Source organism: Acidobacteriota bacterium (genome assembly GCA_028875575.1).
Classification (GTDB): domain Bacteria; phylum Acidobacteriota; class Terriglobia; order Versatilivoradales; family Versatilivoraceae; genus Versatilivorator.
Window position 1 is genome coordinate 63,048 of sequence record JAPPDF010000001.1, and the last position, 26,270, is coordinate 89,317.

The window sequence follows — 26,270 nt, forward strand, 5'->3', positions numbered from 1 at the left end:
TCTGCGGCTCCAGAGAGTATCAGGTGGACGCCATCTGGACCGTCATGCGCTACATGGCAGGCGGACGGTATGCCAACCTAAGGGAATTGGCAAAGGCTAATTTCGAGGCCAATGACGAACTGGGATCAAGATATGGATCGTGGAAGGGAATGGAGGCTCATCTGCAGATGCCCGACCATCTTGCGTGTTCTCTCGACATGGCGACGGGGACCGGTAAGAGCTATGTGCTCTACGGTGTGGCCGTCATCTTGCTCGCCGAGCGGCTGGTGGACCGCGTACTCGTCCTGTGCCCATCCAATACGATCGAGGCCGGACTGCTGGCGAAATTTCGAGATCTGGCCAGCAATGCTGACCTTCGGGACCTACTCCCGTCTAACGTGAAGGTGCGCGCACCTAAAATCATCAACGCCTCAGAGACGATCGTGGATTGCTCTATCTGTGTGGAAAATTACCATGCGATTCTAAAGCATGTGAAGTCGTCGATTCGCGATAGCCTAAGCGGCAAGGGTGATCGGGTGGCCGTCCTAAATGACGAAGCTCATCACGTGGCTAACGAGACGGGCACGAACGTGAAACGATGGAAGGAGTTTTTGCTAAATCCCGACTATGGCTTTCGCTATATCTTGGGTGTTTCGGGAACCTGCTATATCGGTGACCAGTATTTCGCAGATGTTGTAAACCGTTACTCCCTGCGCCAAGCGATCGAGCAGCGTTTCGTCAAAACGGTGAAGTACGTGGCTGAAATGCCGCAGACGGACAATCCAGACGAGAAGTGGCAGCTCATCTATAACCGTCACCAAGCATGGAAAAAAGAGTTGAAACGGCGTCAAATCCGCCCGCTGACGATTATTGTTACAAGGGACATCAAGACGTGCAAACGAGTTGCTGAAGAACTCCAGCGTTTCCTTGAGGAACGGGAGTTGCTTGAGAGCGAAGAAGCAGGGGCGAAAGTGTTGCCGGTCACATCGGCAAAAGAACACCAGCCCAACATCTCAAGACTCAAAGAAGTGGACAATCCTGAGAGCAAAGTCGAGTGGATCGTGTCGGTGTCTATGTTGAGCGAGGGGTGGGATGTGAAGAACGTGTTCCAGATCGTGCCACACGAAGAACGTGCGTTCAACAGCAAACTGCTTATCGCCCAGGTTCTCGGTCGTGGGCTCCGCCGCCCAGACCGATGGCAGGGTGCGGATCCGGTGGTCACCATTTTTAATCACGACGCCTGGGCTGGTCGGATCAAGCACTTAGTGAACGAGATCCTTGAATTGGAGCGGCGGCTTGGATCACGTGTGCTTAACGATTCGCCCTATCACTTCGAATTGCACAATCTGAACTACACGCGGGAGACTGACACCACTCACTTTCCCAAAACGGGCGAGTATCGTTTGCTGAAGCAGGGCTATGTCGAGTTGCCGTCACAGGTAGAAATTGAGGATGTGACGATTGGCTATGAGTCTGCCGTTACGGGAGAGCATACGAAATTTGAGACGCGGATTGCACACAAGACATATTCACTCGCCGAAGTTGGCGAAGAGATGTATCGTCGCCTTCAGTCCATAGACGATGAGTCGCAACAGGCGGAAGATCCGAAGGACCGCACAAGCTACACTCGACGGTTCACGAGGGACCGCTGTTTGGAAATCGTCAAGGCATCGGCAACTCAGGCGAGAATCAAGAGCGGGCGAATAACCGAGGAAAACCGGCAACGGGTCTTGCAGGCCTTAGGTCCGCTTAGGCGCAAGACGGCAAAGCGCGTTGTCTACACGTTGACGCCGAGGGCGTTAACAACCTTTACTACGCGCGACCGCCCGGCTATCAGCTGCAGCGCCGCCGAGCTCCGCCGGGGAGATAAAACAGCTTTCATTCCACCGGGTTGCGACAAAACGATCCCCGATGAGCAAGTCGATTTTTTTCGTGAGGTTGAGGATCCGGATGGTGATTTCCGTGCTGGACGCGAAATTCTGAGCAACTCACACGACTTCAAAACTCCGTGCAACATGGTCATAGCCGACTCCACGCCCGAGCGGAGAGTTATTCGCCAGTTGTGTGAAAGGCAAAATGCCGTCGCGCTGGATGCATGGCTCAAAAACGCGCCTCAACGATACAATGCCATCGAGTACGCATGGAAGAAGGGCGAGCACCCCAAACGTGGCGAGTTTAGTCCGGACTTTTTCATTAAGGTGAATAACATGATTGGGAATTATATACGGTCCTACCCGAGAGCTGTCCCGAGTACCCCCATAACGATTGATAATAAACGGCTTAGAAAAACGGACCAATCTTTACTTTTGGTAGGAATTTCGCCAAAAAAAGAAGGTGCGTCCCTGAGTCGTCCCAATTGACCGGGAGCCCTTCATGGTAAAAGACTTAGGAGGATTGGGCTTTCTTGACCTTTTCCATGTACTTTTGAATTTTACTCGGAGGGGTGCGGAAGATAGCCTGGGCGATGTTCTCTGGAGTATCGAGAATTGGAGGGGGAAAGTGATTCTTGACAGGCCGTCCCCGGGGACGGGGAGGAGACTTCGGGGCATTGCTGGAGTTTGATCTTGACACGACAAACTGGAACGGCTTAGCTTTGATTGCGAAGAGGAGAGGACGCGAATTGGAAAGCAAGCCAACTCAAAATCGGCTGCCCTGGAAGGGGTTGTGGGTTCGAGTCCCACCCTCTCCGCTTTGTTTAGAATAACCTGCTTTCAAACCTAAAAGTAAAGACTTTTTCCGAAAGTTTCCCGTCCTGGTTTTCCTGCTGTCCCGGGTCTCGTATAATTTAACCAACTGTGATGTCGGAGCTTCCGACCTTCTAGGCCGGGTCTCCCGCTAAATACAACACCCTTATTTCAAGCCTGGGTCGCTCCCAGGCTGAGGGAAATAAGCGGGGTGTCCTTCGCTTCGACATCACAGGGACCCGACACCCACCTCAACTGTGAAAGGAAAGTCAATGACAGAAACAAGATTAAGAAGCATGCTGGCTTCGAGGGATGGGATTGTGATGGTAACGTCCGTTCTACAGTCCCTCTATTACAATCCGACAAAGCCCGGGGGACTCTTCTCAAGGGCATTCGATGAATATACCGAGAGCCTTCGCTCGCTAGTCGGGATAGTAAGAGCCAATCGTTATACGGGCAATCTCCCGCAGAAAAGCGTTAAAGCAGTTTCACTCCTTCTTGGTGATAAAGGATCTAACCCTGAAAATTGGGCTCTAGCGGCGGAGCAGCTAGACTGCGAGAGGCAATTAATCGAGGCTACCGAAAAGTTGGACCTTCTCTGCCGACAGCTTCAAGGGGAGGTCATTCCCGAGGAGGATTAAGTTTTAGGCTGGATTGAAAAGGCTCTAGAGGCTTTGGAAAAACGGATGTCGTTCTGGAGGGAGAGTAACCGTTAGTCGAGCTTGACAAGGGAAGATTATCTGCTTTGCCTACAAATGTTACATAGACATTTGTCAAGAGTTTTTTCAAAAAATGAAAATTTTCATTTGTCAGGCGGAAAAGTTAGGCTAGACTAAAGTTGCCTGACGAACGAATGGCCCCTTGTTTACTACAACTTATGCTTGCGGACCCAAAAACACCAAGCTTTTAGGCCGTAATCATGAGCATCGTAGGTGATGCCGTTTCGGGTAACAAATCTTCTGAAAATCTTTACCCATTCTCCTGACGATTTGTCCATAGGCTTGCCTCCTTTCTGCTGTCGTTGCAGCGACAGCGTCTCCCGTGATTCGAGGGAAAAGGTGACAAGGGGCCATTCATCCGAACTCTACTGCTTAATTTCTTCCAACACCATACCACAAAATTTAATAAAAGTCAAGTAAAAACTGCTATCGGCAAATGAGGATTATCCTTTTGGGTGAGTGGCCCTAACCTTGTCTATGCTACTTGCTAACTGGTATCAAGATTGGCCAAGCCTTGTATCCATAGCTTTTCGCATAGACTCGATTGCCGTTCTTGTCCAGGTAATACGTTCTGAATATCAGAACGTAACCTGGAGGAACGATGGGTTTGTTTCCCATATGGCCACAACCTCCTTTCCGCCGAAGTGTCGGCGGGCGGTATCACCGAACTCGGCAAAAAGGGTTAGTTAGGGCCACTCGCCCAAAAGGATACTACGCAAGATCCTGCGGTGTGTCAATAAGTCTAATCGAACATCTTGTAGTCAACTTCCCAATTGCCTATTTCTTAGGCTGATCCCTTTCCCAATCCAAGGCAGAGTCCCGACTAACCCTGTGACCTACCTGTTTAATGTGGCCATCGTCTCCATAGGTCTGCTTGTGTTCTTGCTCCCTCCTTTCCAAATCGTTCGTTATTCCCCGGTGAACGATTTTATTCCCCTTTTTGAAGTGATATTTGAAGGTGTCTCTTGGCATCGCCATCTCTCCATTCTGGTCTAAATGAAAAAGGGGGACCGATCTCGGACCCCCGCACTCAAGACGTTATCAATCTTGGTTTATCGTGTCAAGTCCCGATACCGCAGCCTCCTCCCCTCCAGCCTTCGAGCCACAATACGCATCTGCTCAATCGTATCAAGACCCCGGACGTTATGCCGTCCCTCGAATTCCCGGATGTAACGACCAACGTGCCTCGGGCTCATCTTATGATAGGTCCCGTAGTACCCCCGCTTCAGCAAGGCCCAGAAGGATTCGATTCCATTCGTATGAGCTTGGCCCCGGACGTATTCCCCGACATTGTGGGCTACCGCTTCCCGATTCGGGAGTCCCTTGTAGGCCGGGAATTGATCAGTGAAAATCTTGACGCCTTCCTCCGTCCTTTCTTCGATGGCTCCTCGAAGCTCCCTCTTAGTTGCATCGGGGATAACCTTGGCGCTAACTTGGTTGGAATCCCGATCCTTGATTCCAATAACGGCAGTCTTCCCCCGGGTCCCACCTCGGATGTCTAACTTGTCCTTGTAATGACGATTGCTCTCCTTCCCTCCGAGATAGGTTTCATCCACCTCCACCGGGCCTCGAAAAGGGCAAGGATTCTCTTCCTCCCAGGCTCCTCGAATTCGATGCATTAGGTGCCAAGCCGTCTTCTGCGTAATGCCGAGATCCCGGTGCAACTTCATCGAGCTGGTCCCCTTAATCCCAGTAGCGTGAAGGTAGATGGCGATGGCCCATACCCGGAGCCCGAGGTTAGAGCCCTGCATCAGGGTCCCCGTCTTAACGCTGAAGTCCACCCGGCAATCGCGACAGCGAAACGGCTGCGGCTTCCGGGTCGGACGGGCCTGAACGTTCATCGAGCCGCAATCCAGGCAAGCGACTCCTTGGGGCCAGCGCTGCGTAATGAACCAACCTTCTGCCGTCTTATCGTCCGGGAACATCCGGAAGATCTGAAGAAGTGTTAAGCCCTTTCGGTTAGACCTTCCAGGAGCTTTCTTCTTTTTAGCCATCGGTCAATCCCTCCTAAACATTACGGAAGAATTTTACCCTAGAATGACGCAAAAGTAAAGAGAAGTTGCGAAAAAAATTCAAGCTATTCCAGGGTTATTTCCGGGATGGAGGTTTTCGCTTTACTTCGAGGGAGGGGAGGGGGGAGGTTAAGGGGGAGGAGGTTCCCTTGAAAAAACAAAACGTAGTCCCTTTCCCTTCTTACGTTCCTGAGGAAAGAGTTTCCCTTTGGCAGCGGTTAAAGTGGGGATTTGCTGAACCTTGGAGATTGGTAGGGCGCCTTTTCAATCTCCTTAAACTTCCCGGATTCGTTCGTCCTTGTACCTATAGGTCAAGTTTATTCGAGGAAGATTTGTTCATCAAAGTCAACAACTCCAAGTCAGGCCGGTACACCGTTATAAAGATAAACGGCCTAGACCTTTATTTCAATCGGTGCTCCGGAAAGATCGATGGAGTGGGCTCGGGCTCCCTTCCCCCGAGGCAAGGAATTTTTACTGATTGCAAGCGGGGCGATATTTCCTAATCCATTCTTGCTCGGTTCGATTCCTCGCATCAGAATCCCAAACCACTTCGAAAATAAAAGCAGTTGGGCTATAGCTCCATATGCAATCGGATTGGTCGGACTCCTTATCGTAATGCTCCAAAAGCCTTCCACGGATATTTTGGGATTGGCCTGCGTAGATATTCCGGGACTCTTTGTAGATTAGATACACCCCCGGACTCGTAGAGGCATTCTCATTAATAGTGGATCTGGTAAAGCTATATCCCATTTCTTTCCTCCTCCTTTTCTTTGTACAAATCCCCTCTCCTAGTTGTCAAGCAATTTCGTCAGTGTAGCTAAGTCACATAGGGTAGAACCGTATATAATTCCCACATGATTTATGTTGTGGAAATCAAGGACGATTCAGAGATTGCTGACCCATCCTTGGAGAATCAGAAAAAGTTCGAGTACGCACAAGCCCACTATGACCGACTCAACCGTTGGCTTGCGGACACGGGTGTTTCTACTCGCTATCAACACAACTGGCTATCGCCAAAGTCGTACAACCGGTTCTTTCAGTCGTTGCGTGAGGGTGCGGCGGAAGGGTTCCGGTCTGAGTTGGACGTTGCGCTTACGCAACAAATTGGAGAACGATGACACTCGATGGCTAAGCGGAAATTTATACCAAGTCGAGGGATAACTTTGGCGATACCCTCATGCTTATTTTTCTTTCTCTCTTTCGGGAAACGCGGAAACATGGCCGCAAAAAGAGATTCTATGAATGGGACCAACATTCCGACAGCCGCCATGCTGTGAGTAGCATCCTAAAAAAATGATTGATACGTTTCGTCGACCCGCAGATCGTCTTGATGGGGACTGTTCCTCACCTGCGTTGTCCGTCGTGCTTGTTCATAAAGAGCCTCGATTTTCCGGGCCAAATCTTCATCTCCTTGCTGGTTGCGGCGAATCAGGCTCTTGATTGCTAATAGCTGCGCTTCGAAATCGAGGGTTTGCATTTCGATGTGTGCCAAGTCTCTGTTGGTCAATGCGTGACGCAGTACTCCCTATATTTCTCTGTGTCAATTTGCTGACCCCGGGTCCATTTTCTGACAACAGCGGTGGCTTTCTCGTAGACTTCCGTGACTGTCATTCCCATCAAACATTGGGGGTGCCACCTAACCTCCGATAGTGGATGTTGGTTGAGAACAATACGAGGAGAGGAGAAGCCGATGAGCAACACACCCAGATGCTTCATTTGGGGAACTGCCGCCATAGAGATTTACGCTGCCCGGGCAGAGAGTGGCGGGCTTCTGGCTGCCGCAATTTGTGACTCCCCGCGCGCTGGTGGCAAATATTGGATCAGCCTCCAGGCTCAGCATTTTTTTGAAAACCCCGACCAATTCGACTGGATTGACGATGCCCTCAAGGCCCGATTGACGACCTGGTTGATTGAGCAGAGAGAAGCAGGAGTCGAGTGCCCGAAGATCTACGGTAGAGACATCAACAAATTCAAAACCAGAGGCGCCTTGTTGATGAAGCAACGGGCACAGAAACTACTGACTTATATCAGTCTATCGCTAGCTGACGCGGCAGACTTCTTTGTCGTGAAAGCAAACCGCGGTCAGAGGAACGAAATGCTGGCATGGTCTGAATCCATCTCTGATGAGCAGTTAGGGAATGTTTTGAGGTATCTCGTCGAGAGCAATTACTTGGCGAGGGGTTCAAAAAAAAACAGGTTTCGCCTCACTGCAACGGGACACGAGGAAGTGGCCAAGAAGAAGGACAGGAGAGAACGTGAAGAAACTTCGAGCGACTGAACACATGCCAGAAAACATCTCTGACGAACTTGAAGGGGTTCTCTGCGCCTACGAAGAACTGTTGTGCGGGATTCTGTATCTACTTCCGACGTTTTCGCCACTAGACCCGCTTAGGGGGATCAGAGTAGTGAATCTCGATCTTACCACCAGCGAGTATGAGAGGCGCTCTTCTGCTTTCCGAAGCGGGATCGAGATGGTAGCGGAGGCGATCGACAAACGAGTCAAAGCCATGCCGAGTGGAATCGTATATAGCGTAAAACTACTTCCAAAATCTACCCAATGAAAGGCGCTCCATGGACACCACTACAGAGAAACAAATTCTCGAAACCCTCAGAACCATCGCCGGAACTTTGGGTCAGATAGCTGACTTGCTCGCACAGATCTCCAGGACGCTGGCTACCCCGAAAGGGTAAGGCCATTTGTAAACACCCGAGAGTACCCACGTAGCTCCCCGCCCGGCTAAGTGGCTAGCCGGGGGTGTCTACATCAGTGCTCTCCTTCAGATCTCGTGGTTACGATTCGAGGTAGTTCCCGATGAAAATAGAGGCCGAAGCCAAGACGGCCAAGTCCCACGTCGGTTCGAATCCCCTGGAGTTACGATAGCCGGTGCGTCGGCGGCTTGAGGTGCTCCGTAACCGTCCGCAGCACGACTCCGCCTTGCTTCGATCCCCTAGGCCTTCTTACTCCAAGGGTTCCGGCTCCTCCCCAGACAACAAGTGCAGATAACGCGCCCGGTCGTCCGTCAGGACACGCCTGCTCTTGAACTGGTCCGAGCGGGCATGGGCCGCCTCGACCCGGTTCACGACCATATACGGAAGGCTGCCTCGATCACCTCCCGGGGATGGTCCCTCTTTAGTCCGGGCGATGACTCTTCCGGCAAGGCCGCACGTGTTTCCATGGCCGGCCCATAGGGTCCACCGACATTCGATATCGTCCACAAGTATATTAATATTCAATAACTTGTACCGAAACAGGGCCTTGACTCGTCCGACCCCGACTCATACCATTGCTGTTGTTTCCACAACGTTGGAGAGGTGGAGGAGGATGTTGTGAGGGAACCTCGCCGTCCGGGATCGGGACCCGCCATGCGGTCGCGTTCCCCGGAGGAGAAGGGAGCGGATCCCGGCGCGCTTCCGATTGCGAGGCGGGGACAGCGGGGCCGGTCCGCAACGCGTAGTAAAGGGGAGCCAGCCTACCCAATGTCAGACATTGGGGCTGGCGAGGGGCTCCGGCCCCTTCGAACCCCCGACTCGGGGGGAGTTCCCCCCTGACCCCCCAATCACCCCGCCCTCTTCCCCCTCTCCAGTGACGGATACCTCGATGGCGCGAGATGAGAGAGCCACGGTGCGGGTGTCGGCCGCCGAGCTGGCCGAGTGGCGCGGCAAGGCGCGGGCGGCCGGCGTGTCGCTGTCCGAGCTGCTGCGCCGGGCCATGGCGCGGACCCGGACCTGGACGGCGGCTGCTGCCGCCGTCGAGCGGGAGCGGACCCGGGAGCTGGCCCGGATCGGAAACAACCTGAACCAGCTTGCGCGCTGGGCCAACACCTACAAGCAGGGAGCCGACGCGGTGGCGGTGGTGGCGCAACTGTCGGCCATCGAGCGGGCACTGGATGCGCTGTCCGGGGTCCACAGGAAGCGAGAGAGAGATGCACGTTAAGTTCCTCGCCCGGGGATCGGGATCGGCAGGGGCGGCGGCCGAGTACCTGCTGGAGGAGGAGAACGCGGCCGGGGAGGAGCGGGAAGAAGTCGAGGTGCTGCGGGGGGACCCGTGGCAGGTGGCGGAGGTGGCCGACAGCCTGGAGTTCGAGCACCGCTACACCTCGGGGGTGATCGCCTGGGCGCCGGAGGACGAGCCCAGCGAGGACGAGATCGAGAAGACGCTAGATGAGTTCGAGAGCACGGCCTGGGCAGGGCTCGACGAGGAACGCTACGCCTGGTCGGCGGTGCTGCATCGGGAGACGGATGGAGGCGTGCATGTGCACGTGCTGGCTGCGCGGTGTGATCTGGAGACCGGCAAGAGCCTGAACATCGCGCCGCCGGGATGGCAGAAGGCCTTCGACGCCTTGCGGGATTCGCTCAACTACGAGCATGGGTGGAGCCGGCCGGACGATCCGCAGCGGGCGCGGGTGGTCCAGCCGGGGCACCGGGCGGGGGTGGAGGCGACCCGGCTGCGGGCCGGCCTGGCAGTCGAGCCCGAGCCGAGGGAGCTGATCCGGGACTACCTGGTCGAGAGGATCGAGAGCGGGGCCATCCAGGATCGGGACGGTGTCGTCGGGGCCTTGCGGGAGGCGGGCCTGGAGGTGCCCCGCCAGGGGAAGCATTACGTTACCGCGCGGGACCCGGAGAGCGGGTCCCGGTGGCGCTTGAAGGGGGCGATCTATGAAGCGGACTTCCAGCGCAGCCGGTTTGTCGACCCGGCTGCGGGAGAAACTGGAGCGGGAGCGGCAGGAGATCGAGAGCGTGACCGGCAGCGAGCTGCGCAGGCTCGGAGAGAACTTGAGGCGCATCGCGAGCGAAGAGCGGCGTATCACAGAAGCCGCTACGGAGGAAGCGATCGGGCGGCTGCGCGGGATGCTGCTGTGGGGTTGGCTGAGGCCGCTGGCGATCGGGGTAGTGCTCTCGATCGGCATCTGCGTGGGGAGTTGGGGAGCGATGAAGTGGTTGGGGTGGCAGATCCGGAGCCGGATCGAGACCAGGGCCTCCCTGGAGCTGGAGATCGAGCGGCAGCGGGAGACCGTGGAGCGGTTGCAGCAGAGCACGTGGGGAATCCGGCTGCAGGAGACTCCCAAGGGGCGGTTCGTGGTGCTGCCGCCGGGGACGCTGGACCGTCCGCCCTGGAGAGTGGGCGGGAGGCCTGCCGTGAGGCTCTCGAAAAAGTGAGGGAGCTCTATGACCGAGTTGGAACGGCAGTTGACGAAGGCCTTGCGAGAGTTGTCGGGGCAGTACGAGCGGGAACAGAAGCAGCAGGCCGAGCGGGTCGAGGACTTGCGGCTGCAGGTCGAGCAGCTCGCGAGGCAGGTGCGGCTGTTGGCCCGGGACTACAAGCAGCTCGCCGTGACCTTGCGCACTCACTGGAGGTGATGCGCCGGGCGGGGGCGGAGCGGGGAAGGGAGCGAGGTCGGGGCTTCGACCTCGGCCGCTAGCTTCTCCGGGAGCTTTCCCCATCCAACGATGCCCCTTGGGCCAGATAGGCCACCCAGTCGTCCATCAAGGCGGCGCCGGCGAAAACCCACTGGGAGCTGTCACGACCCCTACCTATTGTAAGTTCTGGAACCTATAAGGAACCTTTTTTGCAAAAAGATTGGATCGCAGCAGAAAGAATCTTATTCAAACTATTGATAATTATGGTGAGCCGCCAGGGAATCGAACCCCGAACCTACTGATTAAGAGTCAGTTGCTCTGCCAATTGAGCTAGCGGCCCACGAGTTACCCGGGAGGGATCGGGCATGGAGGGCGATCTGAGGGGCGTGTCATGCGTTTCGGTTCGCGTTACAGCTTCGAGTGGTTGTTCCCGGTAGCCAAGAGCGTCATCCCGGACCAATTTCGAATCCTTCCACCCGATCAACTTCTGACAGGGCAGCCTCATTCGTAGCAGCCCAGCCAGTACCCCAGACTGACCGATGCTTCAGAATGCCGTGTCTACCGCTGCTCAAATTAGCACGACGGCAAGCGATTGTAAACGACTTGCCCGCCTTCTGGACAGGCCCCCTCGCCTGGGTTAGAGTGACAGGCCACTGACATCCACCTGACCTCTTCGCCGATGGGGTGCCCTTGCGAGGAAAGAGCTTCTTCTTCACTGCCGGGGTCCTGGCTGCAACCCTGCTGTTGGGGGCGTGGCTGCACTCCACCCGAACCCTGCAGGCTCCCGCGGACCACCGGGTCCACTTGCGCTTGGCTGCGCTCTACACCAATCAGGCGATGGAGAACTACCAGGACCTGGTTGACGACTTCAACCGGCGGAATCCCGACGTGCTGGTGGAGTTGCAGGGCATTCCCGGAAGCTACTACGACAAGTTGCTGGTGATGTTTGCAGGGCGCACCGCACCCGACGTGATGTGGATGGGCAAAGGAATGGCCCAGTTCGCCTCCCGGGACGCCTTTCTGGACGTGGAGGACGAGTTCCGGATCCCCCCGGGCGACTACTACGAATCCGTGCTGGACTGTTACCGTTTCAACGGGCGCCTGATGGGGTTTCCCCTGGGGGCCGATTTTGCCGTCATTGTCTACAACCTGGACCTGTTCGAGCAGGCCGGCCTGCCGCCTCCCGCTCCGGATTGGACCCTGGAGGATTTCCGGCAGGCGGCCAAACGGCTGACGGTTCGCGAGGGAGGCCAGGTCCGCCAGTGGGGCTTTTACGGTGAGATCGATCCGGGGGTCTTCGGGGCCGAGGTCCTCAGTCCCGACATGTCGGAGGAACGCATCGACCGGCCGGAGTGGAGAAGCTACCTGGACTTTCACCTGAAGCTGATCTTCGAGGACGGTTCCATGCCCTCCCGACTGGAGATCCCGGGAGCCGGAATCCTGACCCGGCGCCAGGCCTTCTACCGGGGGCAGGCGGCCATGATCTCAGACGGATTCCACTTCCAGACCATGCGGGAAGAGATCTCGGACTTCCGCTGGGATATCGCGCCGGTGCCGTTGGGGGCCCGGCGGGCCTGCGCTTCCAGCACCCAGGGCTTTGCCGTCTCCCGCCACACCCCCCACCCGGCCGAGGCGGTGCGCCTGCTCAAGTACCTGGTGGCTCCCGAGAGCCAGCGGCGCATGGGGGGCGTTCTGGTTCCCTCCCATCGGGAAAGCGCCCGCCGGGCGATCGAAGACATGCCCGCCCCTCCCCACAACCGACAGGTCATCCTGGACAGCATGGAGACGCTCAACCCTTTTCCCCGACATCCCAAGATCAACGAGCTGCAGCAGGCTCTGGCAGAAACCACGCGGCTGGTCCTGACCCGTCAGCAGAGCCCCGAGGCCGGGCTGCGGGAGTGCGCCCGCCAGTTCCGGGAGATCCTGGGGAGGACCCATCCATGAGATCGCGGGCCCTCGGCATCGCCGCCCTCTTCCTGATGCCCAACCTGCTGGGATTTCTGGCCTTCACCCTCTTTCCGGTGGTGGCTTCCTTCGCCTTGAGCTTCTGCCGCTGGGACCCGGTGGCCGAGCCGGTCAGCGCCATAGAACCGGTCGGACTCCGCAACTATGTCGATTTGGTCGGCTTCCACAGCCAGACCGACTCCGAAGGGCAGACCTCCTGGGTCGCCAACACCCCCCGCTTCTGGGCATCGCTCTACAACACCGTCTTCATGATGCTGGCCATCCCCTTCAACATGGCGGCCTCCCTGCTGCTGGCGGTCCTGCTGAACCGCAAGATGCGGGGCATGGCGATCTTTCGCAGCGCCTTCTTCCTGCCCTCCATCACCGCCGGAGTGGGCACCATGCTCCTCTGGATGTGGATGTTCAACAAGGACATGGGCAGCATCAACCAGGTGCTGGCCTGGGTGGGCATCCAGGGGCCCGACTGGCTGCAGAGCTACTTCTGGGCCAAGCCGGCCCTGATGCTGATGGCAAGCTGGGCCAGCATCGGCGGCGTCAACATGATCCTCTACCTGGCCGGGCTGCAGCAGATCCCCCGGGAACTGCACGAGGCGGCGGCCCTGGACGGGGCTGGCCGCTGGCAGCAGCTGCGCCACGTGACCGTGCCCATGCTCCTGCCGGTGACCTTCTTCATCTTCATCATCTCCATCATCTCCGGCCTGGAAGGGGGGTTCGACGCCCCTTACGTCATGACCGGCGGCAGCTTCGGGACCACCACCGTCAGCCTCTACCTCTATCGGCAGGGGTTCGAGTTCTTCCGCATGGGCTACGCTTCGGCGGTGGCCTGGGTCCTCTTTCTGATCGTCTTCCTGTTGACCATGATCAACTGGCGCCTGGCCGAGAAACGGGTGCAATACTGATGCTTAGCCGGACTAGAAGTGGCCCCCTGGTGGTCTACGGCCTGCTTGTGCTGCTGGCCGCCTCCATGCTGTTTCCCTTCTACTGGATGGCGATCACCTCGCTCAAGGGGAAGGCCGACGTTTTCTCCACCGAGCCCAAGCTGCTTCCCGGAAGGCAACTGGCCGAACGGGTGGTGGACAATCGCCGCTGGTTCTTCCATTCCGGAACCGACAACTACAGCCAGTTGCTGGCCTGGCAGCGCCTGGTGGAATCCGGGAGCGGTCCGCGGGGCTTCAGCCGCTTCGTCCTCAACACGGTCTTCTTCGCCCTGGCCATCACCCTGGGACAGGTGATCACCAGCAGCCTGGCCGCCTTCGCCTTCGCCCGGCTCCGTTTCCCCGGCCGCAAACAGGTCTTCTTCGCCTATCTGGCCACCCTGATGATTCCCGCCACGGTCACCATGATTCCGTCCTACATCCTGCTGCGGGAGCTGGGATGGGTGAATACCTACCAGGCGGTCATCCTGCCCTCGGTCTTCACCGCCTACGGCACCTTCATGCTGAGGCAGTTCTTCCTGACCATTCCCAGGGAGATCGAGGATGCCGCCCGCATCGACGGTTGCAGCCCGCTGGGCCTCTACTGGCGTATCGTCCTGCCGCTCTCCACCCCAGCCCTGGCCGCCCTGTCCATCGTGGCTTTCGTGGGCTCCTGGAGAACCTTCATGTGGCCGCTGATCGTCAGCAGCACCGAGGATCTCTTCAATCTGCCGCTGGGACTGACCCTGTTCCGGGGGATGTACACCGATCCCGACTGGCCCCTGCTGATGGCCGGGTCCATGGTCATGACCCTCCCCATGATCCTGGTCTTCATCGTGGGCCAGCGCTACTTTGTGGAGGGCATCCGCCTGGGCGCCGTGAAGGGCTGACCGCAATTCCCTCCGGGAGACCATGCCAGACAGCCGACAGGACAAGAACCGCTGGTTGAGGCGCCGCCGTCAGTTGACCCGCCGCTACCGCCGGTGCCTGGGCATCGGCCCGGAGCGGTGCGAGCTGCAAGCCGAGATCGTCCGCGAGGAGGCCGGGGAGGATTGGGTGGCCCAATGGATTCGGTTCACCAGCGAGCCCGGCGAGCGGGTTCCCGGACTGCTGGTCCGGCCGGCGGGCGCCCGCAAGCCCCTGCCGTTGATCCTGGTGCTTCCGGGGGGACATCGGACCAAGGACCTGGCGATCTTCGGCCACGAGCAGTGGCCTCTGCCCTTTGCCGTCGAGTCTCCCCACCATCGGTTTCCGGTCGAGAATCTGGGGAACCACGAGCCCCTGCCCCTCACAAGGCTCCTGGCTCACGGGTTCGCCCTCATGAGCATCGACTGCCGCGTGTTTGGGGCCAGGGCCGGTCCGCGCCCGGACAGCGCCGCCGACCGGGCCGCCTTCACCGCGGCTTCCCACGCCCAGTACCACTGGCTGATGCGCAGGGCCCTCATCGACGGCCGCAGCGTAGCCGCCATGGAGGTGTGGGACGCGATCCGAACCCTGGACTACCTGGAGACCCGCGATGACATCGACCCCCGGCGGCTGGGTGTCATGGGCTGGTCGATGGGCGGCAACCTGGCCTGGCAGACCGCCATCGCGGAACCCCGGATCAAGGCCGTCTGTACCGGCAGCTGCCTGATCACCTTCGAGGCGGCCCTGGAGCATGAGCGGGACGCGGGCTGGTATGCCTGGATCCCGGGCGTTCGCCGCTGGACGTCGCGGCAGGAGTTGTTCAGCCTGATGGCTCCCCGACCCCTGCTGGCCTTTGAAGGGGACAGCGACTTTCCGCGGGAAGGCGTCCAGCCCATGCTGGATGAGGCCAGGGAAAAGTACGCGCTGCTGGACGCCGGCGATCGCTTCCGCTGCGTGTGGTACTCTGGGGGCCATGGAGCCTACCTGCGGGACCCGGCCACCCTGGAGGAGATCGGCGGCTGGTTCGCGCGCCACTTGAGTCGAGGTGCCAAGGTGCCATGACACGGCTTCTCTTCTTCGACGACACCCAGCTTCTGGAGAAGCAGGGCCTGGAGCGCCGCATGGGCCGGCCCGACCCGGTTCCCGAAGCCACCTTCCAGGTTCCGGGGATCGACCTCGGGTTTGCCTATCCCACCGTCTTTCCCTGCCGCGAAGCCGGGGGATGGCGCATGCTCTATCAGTCCCTGAGCGGTCTGCAGAGCAACAAGGATCCGGCCCACTTCGTGCCTTCGGCGGCGGATTCGAGTGACGGCGTCCACTGGAGGGTCCCCGACTTGGCAGCCTCGGTGCCGCTTCCGGACCGGTTGCTGCCCAACCAGGTGGGAGCGGCGCCTCTGAACCGCTTCGGAGAGTGGGGCCCCTGTTATTACGACGAACGGGCCCAGGATCCCCGGCAGCGGATCAAGGGGTTCGTCTGCAAGGGCCACGGACCCGGCACCGGCAAGAAGGACTCCTGGATCGTGACCTCCCCCGACGGGTTGACCTGGAACGATCCGAAGGGGCCCCTCTGGCATCCCTACGGCAGCGACCCCGCCGTCTGCGCCTTCTGGAACCGCTACCGCGACAGCTACGTGCTGGCCATCCGTCCCAAGAACGGCGACCGGCGCATCGCCCTCATGGAAACCCCGGACTGGAAGGAGTTCTCCCGGGTCGAGCTGGCCCTCTCCCCCGACGGACTGGACCCCGACCTGGCCGAGCTCTACGGCATGCCCACCTTCCCCTACGCCAACCTGTTCATCGGGTTGCTCTGGATCTACCGGACCCAGATGAGGACCGCCCAGCACGGCAAGTTCCAGGGGGGTCGGATCGATTGCCAGTTGGCCTACAGCTACGACGGCTGGCACTTCCAGCGGGGGCCGAGGGATCCCCTGGTGGCCAATGCCGACCCGGGCTGGATCGGGGCGGGCTGCATCCTGCCCTGCAGCCTGATTGCGACCGAGAGCGAGATCCGCCTCTATTCCTGCGCCAGCGCCCACGAGCATGCCGTCTTTGACAAACACTCCCCCCAACGGTCGGCCATCCTGATGCACCGGCTGAGGTTGGATGGATTCATCTTTCTGGAAGCCGCTTCAGGGCAGGGCCGGCTGAAGACACGAGCCCTGCTGGTTCAGGGGGAACGACTGAGCTTCAACGTGCAGGCGCCCGACGGTCAGTTCCTGGTGGGAATCACCGACGCCGACGGCAATCCCATCCCGGGCTACGGCCTGGAGGATTGCAGCCCCTGCAGCGCCGACAGCACTGGCTGGGTTCCCCGATGGAAAGACGACGCCCGCTTCGGTAGTCTTAAGGGCCGGGCCGTACAGTTGGAACTGGAACTCAACGGCGGGCGGCTCTATGCTGTCAGCGGGGACTTCCAAATGCTGTCCGCCAAGGAGGGGATGCGCTACATGAGGTTCGGCACTCCCCCCGACCCGAGCCGTTGGGGGCCCTGATGAGATTGCGGATTCCCATCTCGCGGGACCATTTCAGCCGACGACCTCCTCTGCGCTACCTGCCCAGGGAGCAGCCATGACGCCACAACCGCAGGCAGCCACCCCTGCCCGGGAACCCTTGCGCCTGATGGTAGTGGTGGCCCATCCCCACGATTTCACCCACTGCGCCGGCACCTGCGGCATTCACCGCTCCCAGGGCGATGCCGTGACCGTGGTGACCCTCACCAACGGAGCCACCAAGCACAACGAGCGCCTCTACGACGAACTGATCAAACCCGCCGCCGAGCGCGATCCGCGGATCGTCAACCAGACCCGGGATGAATACGCCGGGGAGAAACTGCGGGAGTTCCGCGCCGTCTGCGCTCTTTTCGGCGTCAGCGACGTGCGGGTGCACGGGTTTCCGGAACCCTATCGCATGGAGCGGACACTCGAATCGGTGGAGGCCCTAAAGCAGATCATCCTGGAGGTGCGGCCCGACATCATGATTTCCCACCGGCGCTACCTGCGGGGGCGCAGCGGCATGGTGTCGGCCTCGCGCAACGAGCACGACGAAGCCGGCTTCGCCACCCACGAAGCCATGCACCTGGCCTCCCTGCCCGACCCCTCCAACCCGGTCCCTCCCCACACGGTGGCCCTGACCTACTACCTGGGGGTCTTCTTCGAAAACGACGAGATCGACTTCTACGTGGATATCAGCGACTGGGCCGAAAAGCGGGTCGAGGCCGAAGTCCTGTTCGCCACACAGGGCCACACCGAGGCCTTTGCCCGCAAGCGCATCGAGATCAGTGCAGGCCGGGCCGGTTGGAACTGTGGGACCCAGTTTGCCGAGGGATTTGTCCGCAGCTATCCCGACCTGTTCGACCAGCTTCCGGTTCCGGACCGAGCCCTGCAGAAGGCCAGGGGCAAGCGCATGGACCACCTGCGCCGGGTGTCGGGAGAACTGCCCGGGCCTTCCAAGTCCTGAGGCGCGGCCCGCCCTCAACCCGCAGCCGCGCTTGGTTACCCATTCAGGAGGACAGAGACCATGAAAATCACCGACGTCAAGGCTTACGTGATCAAGCCCCGCTATCCGGACAACGCCGGCGCCTTCGAGGGGGACTGGACCTTCGTGCGCATCGACACCGATGAAGGCATCCACGGTTGGGGCGAAGCCAGCAACTCTCCCGGGGGCGGCTGCTTCCTGAGCGCCCGGACCATCGAGCTGCTGCGCCAGGGCCTGGTGGGCCAGGACCCTTTTCAGAGCGAGAAGTTGTGGCAGCAGAACTACCGGCGCTTCACCTACCTGGGGGCGCGGGGCCTGCCGACGGTGGCCCTGAGCGGCGTGGACATGGCCCTGTGGGATATCAAGGGGAAGGCCCTGGGTCTCCCGGTCTACGACCTGCTGGGCGGCAAGCTGCGGGACAGCATCCGGCTCTACGCCAACGGCTGGTTCTTCGGCTGCAACACCCCCGACCAATACGGTGCGGCCGCCAAGGCCACGGTGGAGGCCGGCCACGAAGCCCTCAAGCTGGATCCCTTCCTGGAGATGCAGCCCTTCCACACCGGCTATCTCTCCGGCCAGATCTCAGCCGAGGGAGAGGAACTGGGCTGCGCCATCGTGCAGGCGGTTCGGGAAGCCGTGGGAGAGAAGGTGGAAATACTGATTGACGCTCACGGCCACTACAACGTGCCCACGGCCATCCGACTGGCCAACCGCCTCTACGAGGAGTCGCAGATCGCCTGGTTCGAGGAGCCCGTGCCCCCCGAGAGCATCGACGCCCTGCGGCAGGTCCGGGAGCACGTGACGCCATCCATCTGCGTGGGGGAACGACTCTTCACCCGCTTCGATGTCCTGCCCATCCTGCAGCAGGGCCTGGCCGACTACCTGATGCCGGACGTGCTCTGGACGGGGGGCATCACCGAGCTGCGCAAGATCGCCAGCATGGCCGAGGCCTATTACGTCCCCATGAGCCCCCACAACGCCATGGGGCCCCTGCAGATCGTGGCCGGCTCCCACGTGATGATGAACACGCCCAACTTCTACCGGCTGGAGCATAGCACCTCCTTCATCGAAGCCTACAACCGGCTGACCACCGAGCCCATGAACTTCCACGGAGGTGAGTTCAGCCTGAGCGGGAAACCCGGCCTGGGCGTGGATTTCGACATGGAGGCCCTCCGCGCCCACCTGCATCCGCAGTGGAGCTGAAGCCATTGGAAGAGCTTCCTACGAAGAGTACAAAGGAAAGAAGATAACCACGAAGGGACACGAAGGACGACGAAGGGCCACCAAGGGGTTGGAGAAAGCTTGAGAGGGATCCGGACCCACCCGGGAGCGCGGGCGTCCCGCCCGCATCCGTTCCCTATCCAAGCTTCAATGAGGACAACCCGAGCACAGCCGCGGCACGGTTGAGCTTGCGGTCAAAACAGGGAGAGGGAGAGGATCATCCCCGCTCTTCCAGCACACTCTCCGCCAGGGTCTTCCCGCGGATTTCCGGGCACACGGTGCCGCCCCGAGGCTTCTTGCCGTTCCAGTGGATCCTGTCAATCTGCGCCAGGCGTCCAAGGCCCGCATTCTCAGTGTCAGGGATGGGTAGCAGCCTCGCAAATGGCTTCTTGTGAGAAGTCACCACGACAGGTTCGCCTTGACGCACCAACTTCAGGTACTTGGAAAGGTTGTTCTTGAGTTCTCGAACCGACACCTGCATGGCTTCTCCATAGAAGTAGCTAAACCCTATCGCATTTGATCGCTCTATAGCTACAAATGGAGATAGTGGGGGTGTACGACAATATCGTATGCCTACCGTGTTGTGGCGACGCCATGCAGGACGCAAAGCGCGACTACCTAATGGATGTATAATCGGCCTTGTTTACAACCAATGAAAAAGAGTGATCCACGAAGTGACACGGAGGACCACGAAGGACCACCAAGCCTGACGGCTCTGCCGCATCGGCAGGGTTGCGTCCCGACAAGCCGGCGCGCGCCCCCCTCGAGGAGCAAGAGTAATGGGAGGAGGCCCCGGGAGCGCGGGCGTCCCGCCCGCATGCTACCCCGTTGCGTTCCGCTTAGTTTCCCTGCGATGCGGCACCCGGCCGCCCTGCCGGCGGGAACATCATCTGCTCAGCCGAAGCAGAGTCCTGGCGCCGTTGCCGGTCGACCCGGGTGGAGAAGTTGGCCGAGGCTGTGCCAGGACGTGTGCGGGCGGGACGCCCGCGCTCCCGGGTGGCTTCATCCCCTGACGTCGTCGTAGGAAAGAATGTCCATCGGTCTTTGTGTTTGTTCGTGGTTCGTCTTCAAAAAAAATCGACAGTTTCTTCCTCCAATGATCTGCCCGGCAGAACAGGGGCGCCGCTTTCCTGAAACATCTGTTACTCGACAGGACCGACGATCGCAATCGCCGCCAGCCGAACGTCTTGGAGGCCCCGACGTATGAATCCGCCACATCCTAATTCCAACCGCCTGCAACCCGGCCCGCGCAACCTGGTGACCGACGTCGAAGGGTTTCAGGTCGGTAACGCCTCCGACGCCACCCTCAAGTCGGGGACGACCGTACTGACGGCGGAGCAACCCTTCATGGCGGCCGTGCACGTCATGGGCGGAGCTCCGGGAACCAGGGAGACCGATCTGCTGGCTCCGGACCGCCTGGTGCAGAAAGTGGATGCCCTGGTTCTATCCGGGGGGTCGGCTTTCGGGCTGGATGCGGCATCCGGCGTGGCGGACGCCATGGCGGAATCCGGACGTGGATTCCCCGTGGGCGCCGTCCGGGTTCCGATTGTCCCGGCCGCCATCCTGTTCGACCTGCTCAACGGCGGGGACAAGAGCTGGAAGGGAAACCCCTACCGAGCCCTCGGACGGCGGGCGCTTAAAAACGCCGGGACGGAATTCGAACTCGGGACAGCCGGGGCGGGGGCCGGGGCAACCACCGCCAATCTCAAGGGAGGCCTGGGTTCGGCTTCCCTGGTGCTCGGGAACGGAATCACGGTCGGAGCGCTGGTCGCGGCAAACCCGATCGGCTCGGTCACGATTCCGGAAAGCTGCAAGTTCTGGGCAGCACCCTTTGAGATCGGCGATGAGTTCGGGCAGGCGGGCCTCATCGAGAAGGCGCCCGATCTCAAGTCAACCTTCCTCGGAAAACACACGCCCCTGGCCCCGGGCGCAAACACCACCATCGCTATAGTGGCAACCGACGCAGCCCTCACCCGGAGCCAGGCTCAGCGCGTGGCCATCGCGGCCCACGACGGGTTGGCCAGGGCCATCGTTCCGTCGCACACCCCCTTCGACGGCGACCTGGTATTCACCGCTGCCAGCGGAACCGCAGAGCCTGCCATAGAGGACACTGACATGGCTGCCATTTGCCATGCCGCCTCGCTGTGCCTTGCCAGGGCGGTCGCCCGGGGGATTCGCCATGCCACGCCGGAACCGGGAGACCTCCTTCCCTGCTGGCCCGGGTCCTGATTCAATCCTGCAACCGGATCTTTATGCCATGCGCTGTCCGACCAGACCAAGCGGCAGAAGAACCGTCCGGGTTGGGCCGGAGAATCCGCTTGGACCTCCTGGCTCTTGCAGGACCCGCAGGCTTGTACTAGACTGGGTGGCCGGCCGGTCAAGGATGTGTCGGCCGCTTCCTTCGACGGTGAGTGTAGCTCAGTCGGTAGAGCACTGGATTGTGGCTCCAGAGGTCGTGGGTTCGATCCCCATCACTCACCCCACCCCCCTTTTCTTGCTGCAACACCCGGTTTCACCCTGTATCAGCCGCCCAGTCGTATGAAGCGTCGGCGCAGCCACGCGACCAGTGAATAGTGGGCAGTGGTCAGTGAATAATTATTTGATCGACACGCCAAGTTCACGGGCGATCACTGATGCGGTGGGGGAGACCGGCCGCTAAGCTGTGGTGCGGCGGCGCTTCGTGAGCGCCTTTCCATCAATCCCGCGCCTCCTTCAGCCGCCGAAGGGCGTCGGTGCCCTTGAGCGCCATGTTTTTACGCAGAGTCCCAGGGAGTCTTCCCGTTCTTGTCCCGGGCTTTGGGGTCGGCGCCCAAATCCAAAAGCTTACCAAGGTCGGCGGGGCTCTTGGTGTGTTGAGCCGCCCAATGCAGGGGGGCCAGTCGTCCTTGTCCGGTGCGTTCGGGTCGGTGCCAGCCGTCGAGCAGGAACTCTACTTGCGAGTCATGTCCCAGACGCGCAGGCGCGGCGCGTGCAACGGAGGCGCTGGAGCCTACGGGAGGGCTTGGAACGGTGGAAGGTGAGGAGCGGGATGCTTAGGACACGGGACCCTTGATCCCCGCGTCCGCGCCGTCACCCTCTCCTGGGAGGGCCGCGTAGGGATGGCAGAGAAGGGCGCCGTCGATAGGAGAGACGCTGATGTGCGCCTGGACGTTGAAGACCGAAGCGAGCACGTCCTCCCGAATGACCTCCGCGGGCAGGCCTTCCTCAACAATGCGGCCACCGTCCAGAACCACCAGGCGCTCCGCGTACTGGGACGCCTGGTTCAGGTCATGGAGCGCCATGACCACGGTAAGGCCATGCTCACGATTCAACGCCTGGATGAGGTTGAGCGCCTGGATCTGATGATTGACGTCCAGGAAGGTGGTGGGCTCGTCCAAGAGGAGGATGCGCGGCTCCTGCGCCAGGGCAAGCGCTATCCAGGCCCGCTGGCGCTCACCCCCGGAGAGGCTGTCCAGGAGGCGGTGACGGAAACGGCTGGAGGAGGTGAGCTCCAGCGCCCGCTCAACCGCCGCGCGGTCCCTGTCCGAACGCATCCGGAGCGGGCCCGTGTGGGGATAGCGGCCCTGTTCGACCAGCTCCTGCACAGTCATCCCCGGAACGGCGCCCGGCGACTGCGGCAGCGTTGCGATCTGCCGTGCCACATGGCCGGGTGACATCTTGGCGATGGCTACTCCATCCAGCAGCACCGAGCCCGTCTCGGGGCGTAGGAGGCGGGCCAGCGTGCGAAGCAGGGTGGACTTCCCGGAACCGTTGGGGCCGATGATGGCAGTCACGGTCCCCCGTAGAATGGAGAGCGTCACCTCGTTCAGCACCCGGCTCTTGCCCAGACGCACGGAGATGGCCTTGGCGTCCAATACGACCGTGTCTCGCATCATCGCGCCGCCCCCCGGCGAAGGATATAGAGAAAGAACGGCGCCCCGATGAACGCCATGACCGCTCCCACAGGCAGCCCCGGCCGGTGAGTCGGCGCCGGGAAGGGTGGGCGTATGGTGATACCCTGGGAAATGATGTCCGCTCCGATGAGCAGCGCCGCACCAGCCACAGCGGCCACCGGCAGCAGGCGGCGGGCATCCTCCTCGGTCAGCCAGCGCGCGATATGCGGGGCCACGAGGCCGAGGAACGCGACAGCTCCCACCACCGAGACCGCCGCCGCGGTGAGCAGGGCGGCGAGGCAGAAGAGCGCCGCGCGCGCAACGTTGACCCGCATCCCCCTGGCGGCGGCCACGATGTCCCCGAGCTGGAGAACGTTCAGAGGCCGGGCGGCCAGCAGCACCAACGGCAGCGCCGCCACCGCCCACGGCCACAGCTGGTCCCAGTGGACCCAGATGCGGCCATTCAACGATCCGATGATCCAGGGGAGGATGCCTCCCATGCCGGCCTGGGCCCGCAGCATGATGAACGCGGTCACGGACGAAAAGATGGCGCTGACCAACACCCCGCTGAGCACCAACCGCAGCGGATGGACTCCGCCGCGCCAGCTCAGGGCGAAGACCAACGCGCCCGCGCCCAGGCACCCAAGCAACGCGACGAGGGGCATGAAACGCCCGGGGTGCGGAAGCCCTCCGATACCCACGGTCCACAGAACGGCGACGAGGATTCCCCCCGCCGTTACGCCGGTGATGCCCGGCTCCGCCAGGTTGTTCCGCATGACGACCTGGAGAACCGCCCCAGCCGTCCCCAGCAGCGCTCCGGCGACGATGGCGATGAGCGACCTGGGAAGTCGCAGGTCCCAGACCACGGTCCGATGCAGGTCCTCGGCCTGCCGTCCCAGGAGCGACGCCAGCACCTCGTCCGGTCCCAGGCGCACCGTGCCCGTGCACAGATGCACGACGAACAGCACGCCGATGAGCGCCAGCCCCCCGGCCAGCAGCACGGAGAATCGCCTGGCCCCCCAAGCGCGCCCGTCCGTTACGCCCGCCCTCCCGTCAGTCTCGATGGTCACTTCTAAGAATCCTGTCCCTGAGCAGCAGAAGCAGGACCGGCCCGCCCAGCACCACCGTCCATAGCCCCACGGGCGTCTCCGCGGGGGCGATGGCGAGCTTGGCTCCAACATCCGCCATGGTGAGGAGCGCAGTGCCCATTAGCGCGGAGAAGGCAAGCACCTTGCGCGGGTCCTCGCTGCGTAGGGCTCGACGGGTTAGATGCGGGGCAAGGAGTCCGATCCACCCGATAGGGCCGGCGACAGCCACCACCGCGGCTACAAGCCCGGCGCCGAGCAGGAGTACCAGCGTCCGAATGCGCCCGACGCTCATCCCCAACGACTGTGCTGCATGGTCGCCTAGACGGAGCGTGTTCAGCGGTCGCGCCAGCAGCAGGCCCAGAGGGAGGCAGATCGCCACCCAGGGCGCGACGATCCAGACATGCTCCCACGTTCTGTTCGCTAGACTGCCCAGCAGGAAGTAGAACAGGACGAGGGTCGACCCGCTGGTCCCCGCCAGGCTGATGAGGGCGATGATGCACGCGTTGATGAAGGCCGCCACCGCGACGCCGATGAGCACGATCTGCAGAGTGTTCCGTGCTCCCTTCGCCGCGATGATCACCACGGCCCCCGCGAGCAGGCCGCCCGCGAGCGCCACCCAGGGATGGAACACCAGGAGCAGCGGGACCTGGAAGAGTGTGACGACCGCCACGGCAAGGGAGGCCCCCGAGGCCACGCCCAGCAGCTCCGGGCCCGCCAGCGGATTTCTCAGGCCGTCCTGCATCATCGCCCCCGCCAAGCCCAGCGCCGCACCGCCAAGGATGCCGAGCGCCACCCTGGGAGCGCGCAACTCGCGGACGGACAGTTGTGCCAGGCGCTCCGCCTCCTCTCCCCAGAGGATGCCCCATGCTTCCGCCATCGAGAGCTTGGGTATGCCGTTGGCAAGGGAGAGCGAGGCCGCCACGACGATGCACAGGAGCAGGCCCGTGGCAATCAGAAGAAGCTTGATGAGCTCCCACCGCGTGCTCACGGGCCTGGCTTTCGCTGCTTGGCTGCTCCTGGACATGGTGCCCTAGTTGCCGAACACGTTTGGGTAGAGCAAGGGCATCGCCTCATCCAGCACCAGCCCCAGGGACCGGGTCCCACGCCCGGTGCTCCAGAGACCGAAGCTGACCTCGTGGACCTCACCGTTCTGAACCGCTCGAAGCTCGCTCCATAGAGGGTTCGCGGCGAGCTGTTCCGCCAGAGGCGGTGGCTGGAACCCGGGGAAAGCGATAGTCTGGACGAAGATTACGTCAGGGTCAACACTGAGGACCCCCTCCAGCGAGAACTGCATGCCGCCCGACGAGTGCCCGCCCTGTTCCAGGGACGGGTTCGGCCAAGGGTAGCCGGTCACTTCCGCCAGGAGCCCGCCGGTCAATGAGCTCTCGGTGTTGATACCGAAATTGACATCGGAACCATACATCACCAAGGCGGTGCGGTCCTTTGGCGAGCGCGCCCTGTAATCTTCCAGCTTGCTCAGGAACCGTTGCGCCCCCTCCTCAGCCTCCGCCGAGCGTCCCATCGCCGCCCCGACCTCTCTCAGGTAGTGGATGGAGTCCTCATAGGTCAGGGGGTTCACAATGTATAGCGGAGCAATGGGGCGTAGCGCATCCCGCAGGCCGTTATGCACGCCCCCCAGCCCGATCACGAGGTCCGGCTCGGCGGCAGCAATGTCCTCCAGGCCGGGCTCGAAGAACGACCCGCCGATCACTCGGAACCCGTCCGCCCTGATGCCGAAGAACCGTGGGTCCGAGGAGAGCGGGTCATTGACCGCCACGGGCTCCAGTCCCAGCTCGGCCATGATGTCCGGGCAAATCTCCGTGAGACACGCCACGCGGACAGGCCGCGTCCTAAAGGTCATGAGCTCCCCGGTACTGTCCGTCAGCGAGACGGTGGGGGACACCGACGCGGCGGCAGGAGTCTGGATGCTCCCCGGCTGCGAGGTCTCGGTTGCCGTGGTGCACCCCGCCAGCAGCAGAACCAAGCCCAGGATTCCGTACTTCATAACACCTCACTCCTACGTGCTTGCTTGATCGGTCGGCTGCAGGCTCGCCTTCTTCGGTTCCGGGCCCGCAGCG

Annotated in this window: 20 protein-coding genes and 3 tRNA genes; 15 read left to right on the forward strand and 8 right to left on the reverse strand. The window is 60.9% G+C overall.

The window, feature by feature from the left end; genetic code table 11:
• Positions 1-23 precede the first annotated feature (23 nt).
• Together OXI69_00220 and OXI69_00225 are read left to right on the forward strand one after the other, a co-directional pair.
• On the forward strand, positions 24-2,339 hold the full coding sequence (locus tag OXI69_00220) for a DEAD/DEAH box helicase family protein (protein ID MDE2664555.1): 2,316 nt from the start codon (positions 24-26) through the stop codon (positions 2,337-2,339).
• A 246-nt stretch (positions 2,340-2,585) separates the two neighbouring features.
• Positions 2,586-2,668, forward strand: a tRNA-Leu gene (locus OXI69_00225).
• Between the two features lie 1,766 nt (positions 2,669-4,434).
• Here the strand turns inward: OXI69_00225 and OXI69_00230 are convergent.
• Positions 4,435-5,376 carry an IS1595 family transposase gene (locus tag OXI69_00230; protein ID MDE2664556.1) on the reverse strand — a complete coding sequence of 314 codons (942 nt, stop codon included), beginning with the start codon at positions 5,374-5,376 and terminating at the stop codon, positions 4,435-4,437.
• Between the two features lie 1,303 nt (positions 5,377-6,679).
• Positions 6,680-6,901, reverse strand: a complete 222-nt coding sequence (locus OXI69_00235; GenBank protein ID MDE2664557.1) for a hypothetical protein — start codon at positions 6,899-6,901, stop codon at positions 6,680-6,682.
• Between the two features lie 183 nt (positions 6,902-7,084).
• On the opposite strand from OXI69_00235, the gene OXI69_00240 reads away from it, so the two are divergent.
• From OXI69_00240 to OXI69_00255, 4 genes are all read left to right on the forward strand, one after another.
• Complete coding sequence (locus tag OXI69_00240) at positions 7,085-7,672, forward strand: hypothetical protein (GenBank protein ID MDE2664558.1); 588 nt, start codon at positions 7,085-7,087, stop codon at positions 7,670-7,672.
• Positions 7,650-7,955: a hypothetical protein gene (locus OXI69_00245; protein MDE2664559.1), complete on the forward strand. Its 306-nt coding sequence runs from the start codon at positions 7,650-7,652 to the stop codon at positions 7,953-7,955. The genes OXI69_00240 and OXI69_00245 overlap by 23 nt, the downstream gene beginning before the upstream one ends.
• 1,037 nt (positions 7,956-8,992) lie before the next feature.
• Positions 8,993-9,328: a MobC family plasmid mobilization relaxosome protein gene (locus OXI69_00250; GenBank protein ID MDE2664560.1), complete on the forward strand. Its 336-nt coding sequence runs from the start codon at positions 8,993-8,995 to the stop codon at positions 9,326-9,328.
• Positions 9,318-10,814, forward strand: coding sequence for a relaxase/mobilization nuclease domain-containing protein (locus OXI69_00255; protein MDE2664561.1), 1,497 nt, complete (start codon positions 9,318-9,320; stop codon positions 10,812-10,814). The genes OXI69_00250 and OXI69_00255 overlap by 11 nt, the downstream gene beginning before the upstream one ends.
• Positions 10,815-11,016: 202 nt before the next feature.
• On the opposite strand, the gene OXI69_00260 is transcribed toward OXI69_00255, so the two are convergent.
• Positions 11,017-11,092: transfer RNA gene (locus tag OXI69_00260), tRNA-Lys, on the reverse strand.
• Between the two features lie 350 nt (positions 11,093-11,442).
• Here OXI69_00260 and OXI69_00265 point away from each other — a divergent pair.
• The 7 genes from OXI69_00265 to OXI69_00295 all read left to right on the forward strand — a co-directional run bounded on the left by OXI69_00265 (position 11,443) and on the right by OXI69_00295 (position 19,214).
• Positions 11,443-12,696 carry a sugar ABC transporter substrate-binding protein gene (locus tag OXI69_00265; protein ID MDE2664562.1) on the forward strand — a complete coding sequence of 418 codons (1,254 nt, stop codon included), beginning with the start codon at positions 11,443-11,445 and terminating at the stop codon, positions 12,694-12,696.
• The gene (locus OXI69_00270; protein ID MDE2664563.1) at positions 12,693-13,616 is read left to right on the forward strand and encodes a sugar ABC transporter permease; all 924 of its coding nucleotides are present in this window, start codon (positions 12,693-12,695) and stop codon (positions 13,614-13,616) included. The genes OXI69_00265 and OXI69_00270 overlap by 4 nt, the downstream gene beginning before the upstream one ends.
• Complete coding sequence (locus tag OXI69_00275; protein MDE2664564.1) at positions 13,616-14,521, forward strand: carbohydrate ABC transporter permease; 906 nt, start codon at positions 13,616-13,618, stop codon at positions 14,519-14,521. Before OXI69_00270 ends, OXI69_00275 begins: the two co-directional genes overlap by 1 nt.
• Positions 14,522-14,543: 22 nt before the next feature.
• Entirely contained in the window at positions 14,544-15,599 is a 1,056-nt protein-coding gene (locus OXI69_00280) for an acetylxylan esterase (protein ID MDE2664565.1), read from the forward strand.
• A complete protein-coding gene (locus OXI69_00285; protein ID MDE2664566.1) occupies positions 15,596-17,029 on the forward strand; it encodes a hypothetical protein in 1,434 nt (477 codons plus the stop codon). Before OXI69_00280 ends, OXI69_00285 begins: the two co-directional genes overlap by 4 nt.
• A 76-nt stretch (positions 17,030-17,105) precedes the next feature.
• Positions 17,106-17,993 (forward strand): PIG-L family deacetylase, encoded by an 888-nt coding sequence (locus OXI69_00290; GenBank protein ID MDE2664567.1) that lies wholly within the window; start codon positions 17,106-17,108, stop codon positions 17,991-17,993.
• A 60-nt stretch (positions 17,994-18,053) separates the two neighbouring features.
• Positions 18,054-19,214, forward strand: a complete 1,161-nt coding sequence (locus OXI69_00295) for a mandelate racemase/muconate lactonizing enzyme family protein (protein MDE2664568.1) — start codon at positions 18,054-18,056, stop codon at positions 19,212-19,214.
• Between the two features lie 235 nt (positions 19,215-19,449).
• On the opposite strand, the gene OXI69_00300 is transcribed toward OXI69_00295, so the two are convergent.
• Positions 19,450-19,713: a type II toxin-antitoxin system prevent-host-death family antitoxin gene (locus OXI69_00300; protein MDE2664569.1), complete on the reverse strand. Its 264-nt coding sequence runs from the start codon at positions 19,711-19,713 to the stop codon at positions 19,450-19,452.
• Positions 19,714-20,465: 752 nt separating this feature from the next.
• On the opposite strand from OXI69_00300, the gene OXI69_00305 reads away from it, so the two are divergent.
• Positions 20,466-21,461, forward strand: coding sequence for a P1 family peptidase (locus tag OXI69_00305; protein MDE2664570.1), 996 nt, complete (start codon positions 20,466-20,468; stop codon positions 21,459-21,461).
• 178 nt (positions 21,462-21,639) lie between these two features.
• Positions 21,640-21,715, forward strand: a tRNA-His gene (locus OXI69_00310).
• 549 nt (positions 21,716-22,264) lie between these two features.
• Here the strand turns inward: OXI69_00310 and OXI69_00315 are convergent.
• Genes OXI69_00315 through OXI69_00330 form a run of 4 tightly spaced genes read right to left on the reverse strand, consistent with a single transcriptional unit; the run spans position 22,265 to position 26,197 of the window.
• Positions 22,265-23,107 (reverse strand): ABC transporter ATP-binding protein, encoded by an 843-nt coding sequence (locus OXI69_00315; protein MDE2664571.1) that lies wholly within the window; start codon positions 23,105-23,107, stop codon positions 22,265-22,267.
• The gene (locus OXI69_00320; GenBank protein MDE2664572.1) at positions 23,104-24,105 is read right to left on the reverse strand and encodes an iron ABC transporter permease; all 1,002 of its coding nucleotides are present in this window, start codon (positions 24,103-24,105) and stop codon (positions 23,104-23,106) included. Before OXI69_00320 ends, OXI69_00315 begins: the two co-directional genes overlap by 4 nt.
• Positions 24,106-24,157: 52 nt before the next feature.
• Positions 24,158-25,180, reverse strand: coding sequence for an iron ABC transporter permease (locus tag OXI69_00325; protein MDE2664573.1), 1,023 nt, complete (start codon positions 25,178-25,180; stop codon positions 24,158-24,160).
• Positions 25,181-25,222: 42 nt separating this feature from the next.
• A complete protein-coding gene (locus OXI69_00330; GenBank protein ID MDE2664574.1) occupies positions 25,223-26,197 on the reverse strand; it encodes an ABC transporter substrate-binding protein in 975 nt (324 codons plus the stop codon).
• Positions 26,198-26,270: the final 73 nt, after the last annotated feature.

Excerpts from the sequence above, each read along its gene's own strand:
- OXI69_00255 (MDE2664561.1), top strand. The coding sequence starts at position 9,318 with ATGCACGTTAAGTTCCTCGCCCGGGGATCGGGATCGGCAGGGGCGGCG.
- OXI69_00250 (MDE2664560.1), top strand. The coding sequence starts at position 8,993 with ATGGCGCGAGATGAGAGAGCCACGGTGCGGGTGTCGGCCGCCGAGCTG.
- OXI69_00275 (MDE2664564.1), top strand. The coding sequence starts at position 13,616 with ATGCTTAGCCGGACTAGAAGTGGCCCCCTGGTGGTCTACGGCCTGCTT.
- OXI69_00270 (MDE2664563.1), top strand. The coding sequence starts at position 12,693 with ATGAGATCGCGGGCCCTCGGCATCGCCGCCCTCTTCCTGATGCCCAAC.
- OXI69_00290 (MDE2664567.1), top strand. The coding sequence starts at position 17,106 with ATGACGCCACAACCGCAGGCAGCCACCCCTGCCCGGGAACCCTTGCGC.
- OXI69_00230 (MDE2664556.1), bottom strand. The coding sequence starts at position 5,376 with ATGGCTAAAAAGAAGAAAGCTCCTGGAAGGTCTAACCGAAAGGGCTTA.
- OXI69_00285 (MDE2664566.1), top strand. The coding sequence starts at position 15,596 with ATGACACGGCTTCTCTTCTTCGACGACACCCAGCTTCTGGAGAAGCAG.
- OXI69_00300 (MDE2664569.1), bottom strand. The coding sequence starts at position 19,713 with ATGCAGGTGTCGGTTCGAGAACTCAAGAACAACCTTTCCAAGTACCTG.
- OXI69_00315 (MDE2664571.1), bottom strand. The coding sequence starts at position 23,107 with ATGATGCGAGACACGGTCGTATTGGACGCCAAGGCCATCTCCGTGCGT.
- OXI69_00280 (MDE2664565.1), top strand. The coding sequence starts at position 14,544 with ATGCCAGACAGCCGACAGGACAAGAACCGCTGGTTGAGGCGCCGCCGT.
- OXI69_00295 (MDE2664568.1), top strand. The coding sequence starts at position 18,054 with ATGAAAATCACCGACGTCAAGGCTTACGTGATCAAGCCCCGCTATCCG.
- OXI69_00240 (MDE2664558.1), top strand. The coding sequence starts at position 7,085 with ATGAGCAACACACCCAGATGCTTCATTTGGGGAACTGCCGCCATAGAG.
- OXI69_00330 (MDE2664574.1), bottom strand. The coding sequence starts at position 26,197 with ATGAAGTACGGAATCCTGGGCTTGGTTCTGCTGCTGGCGGGGTGCACC.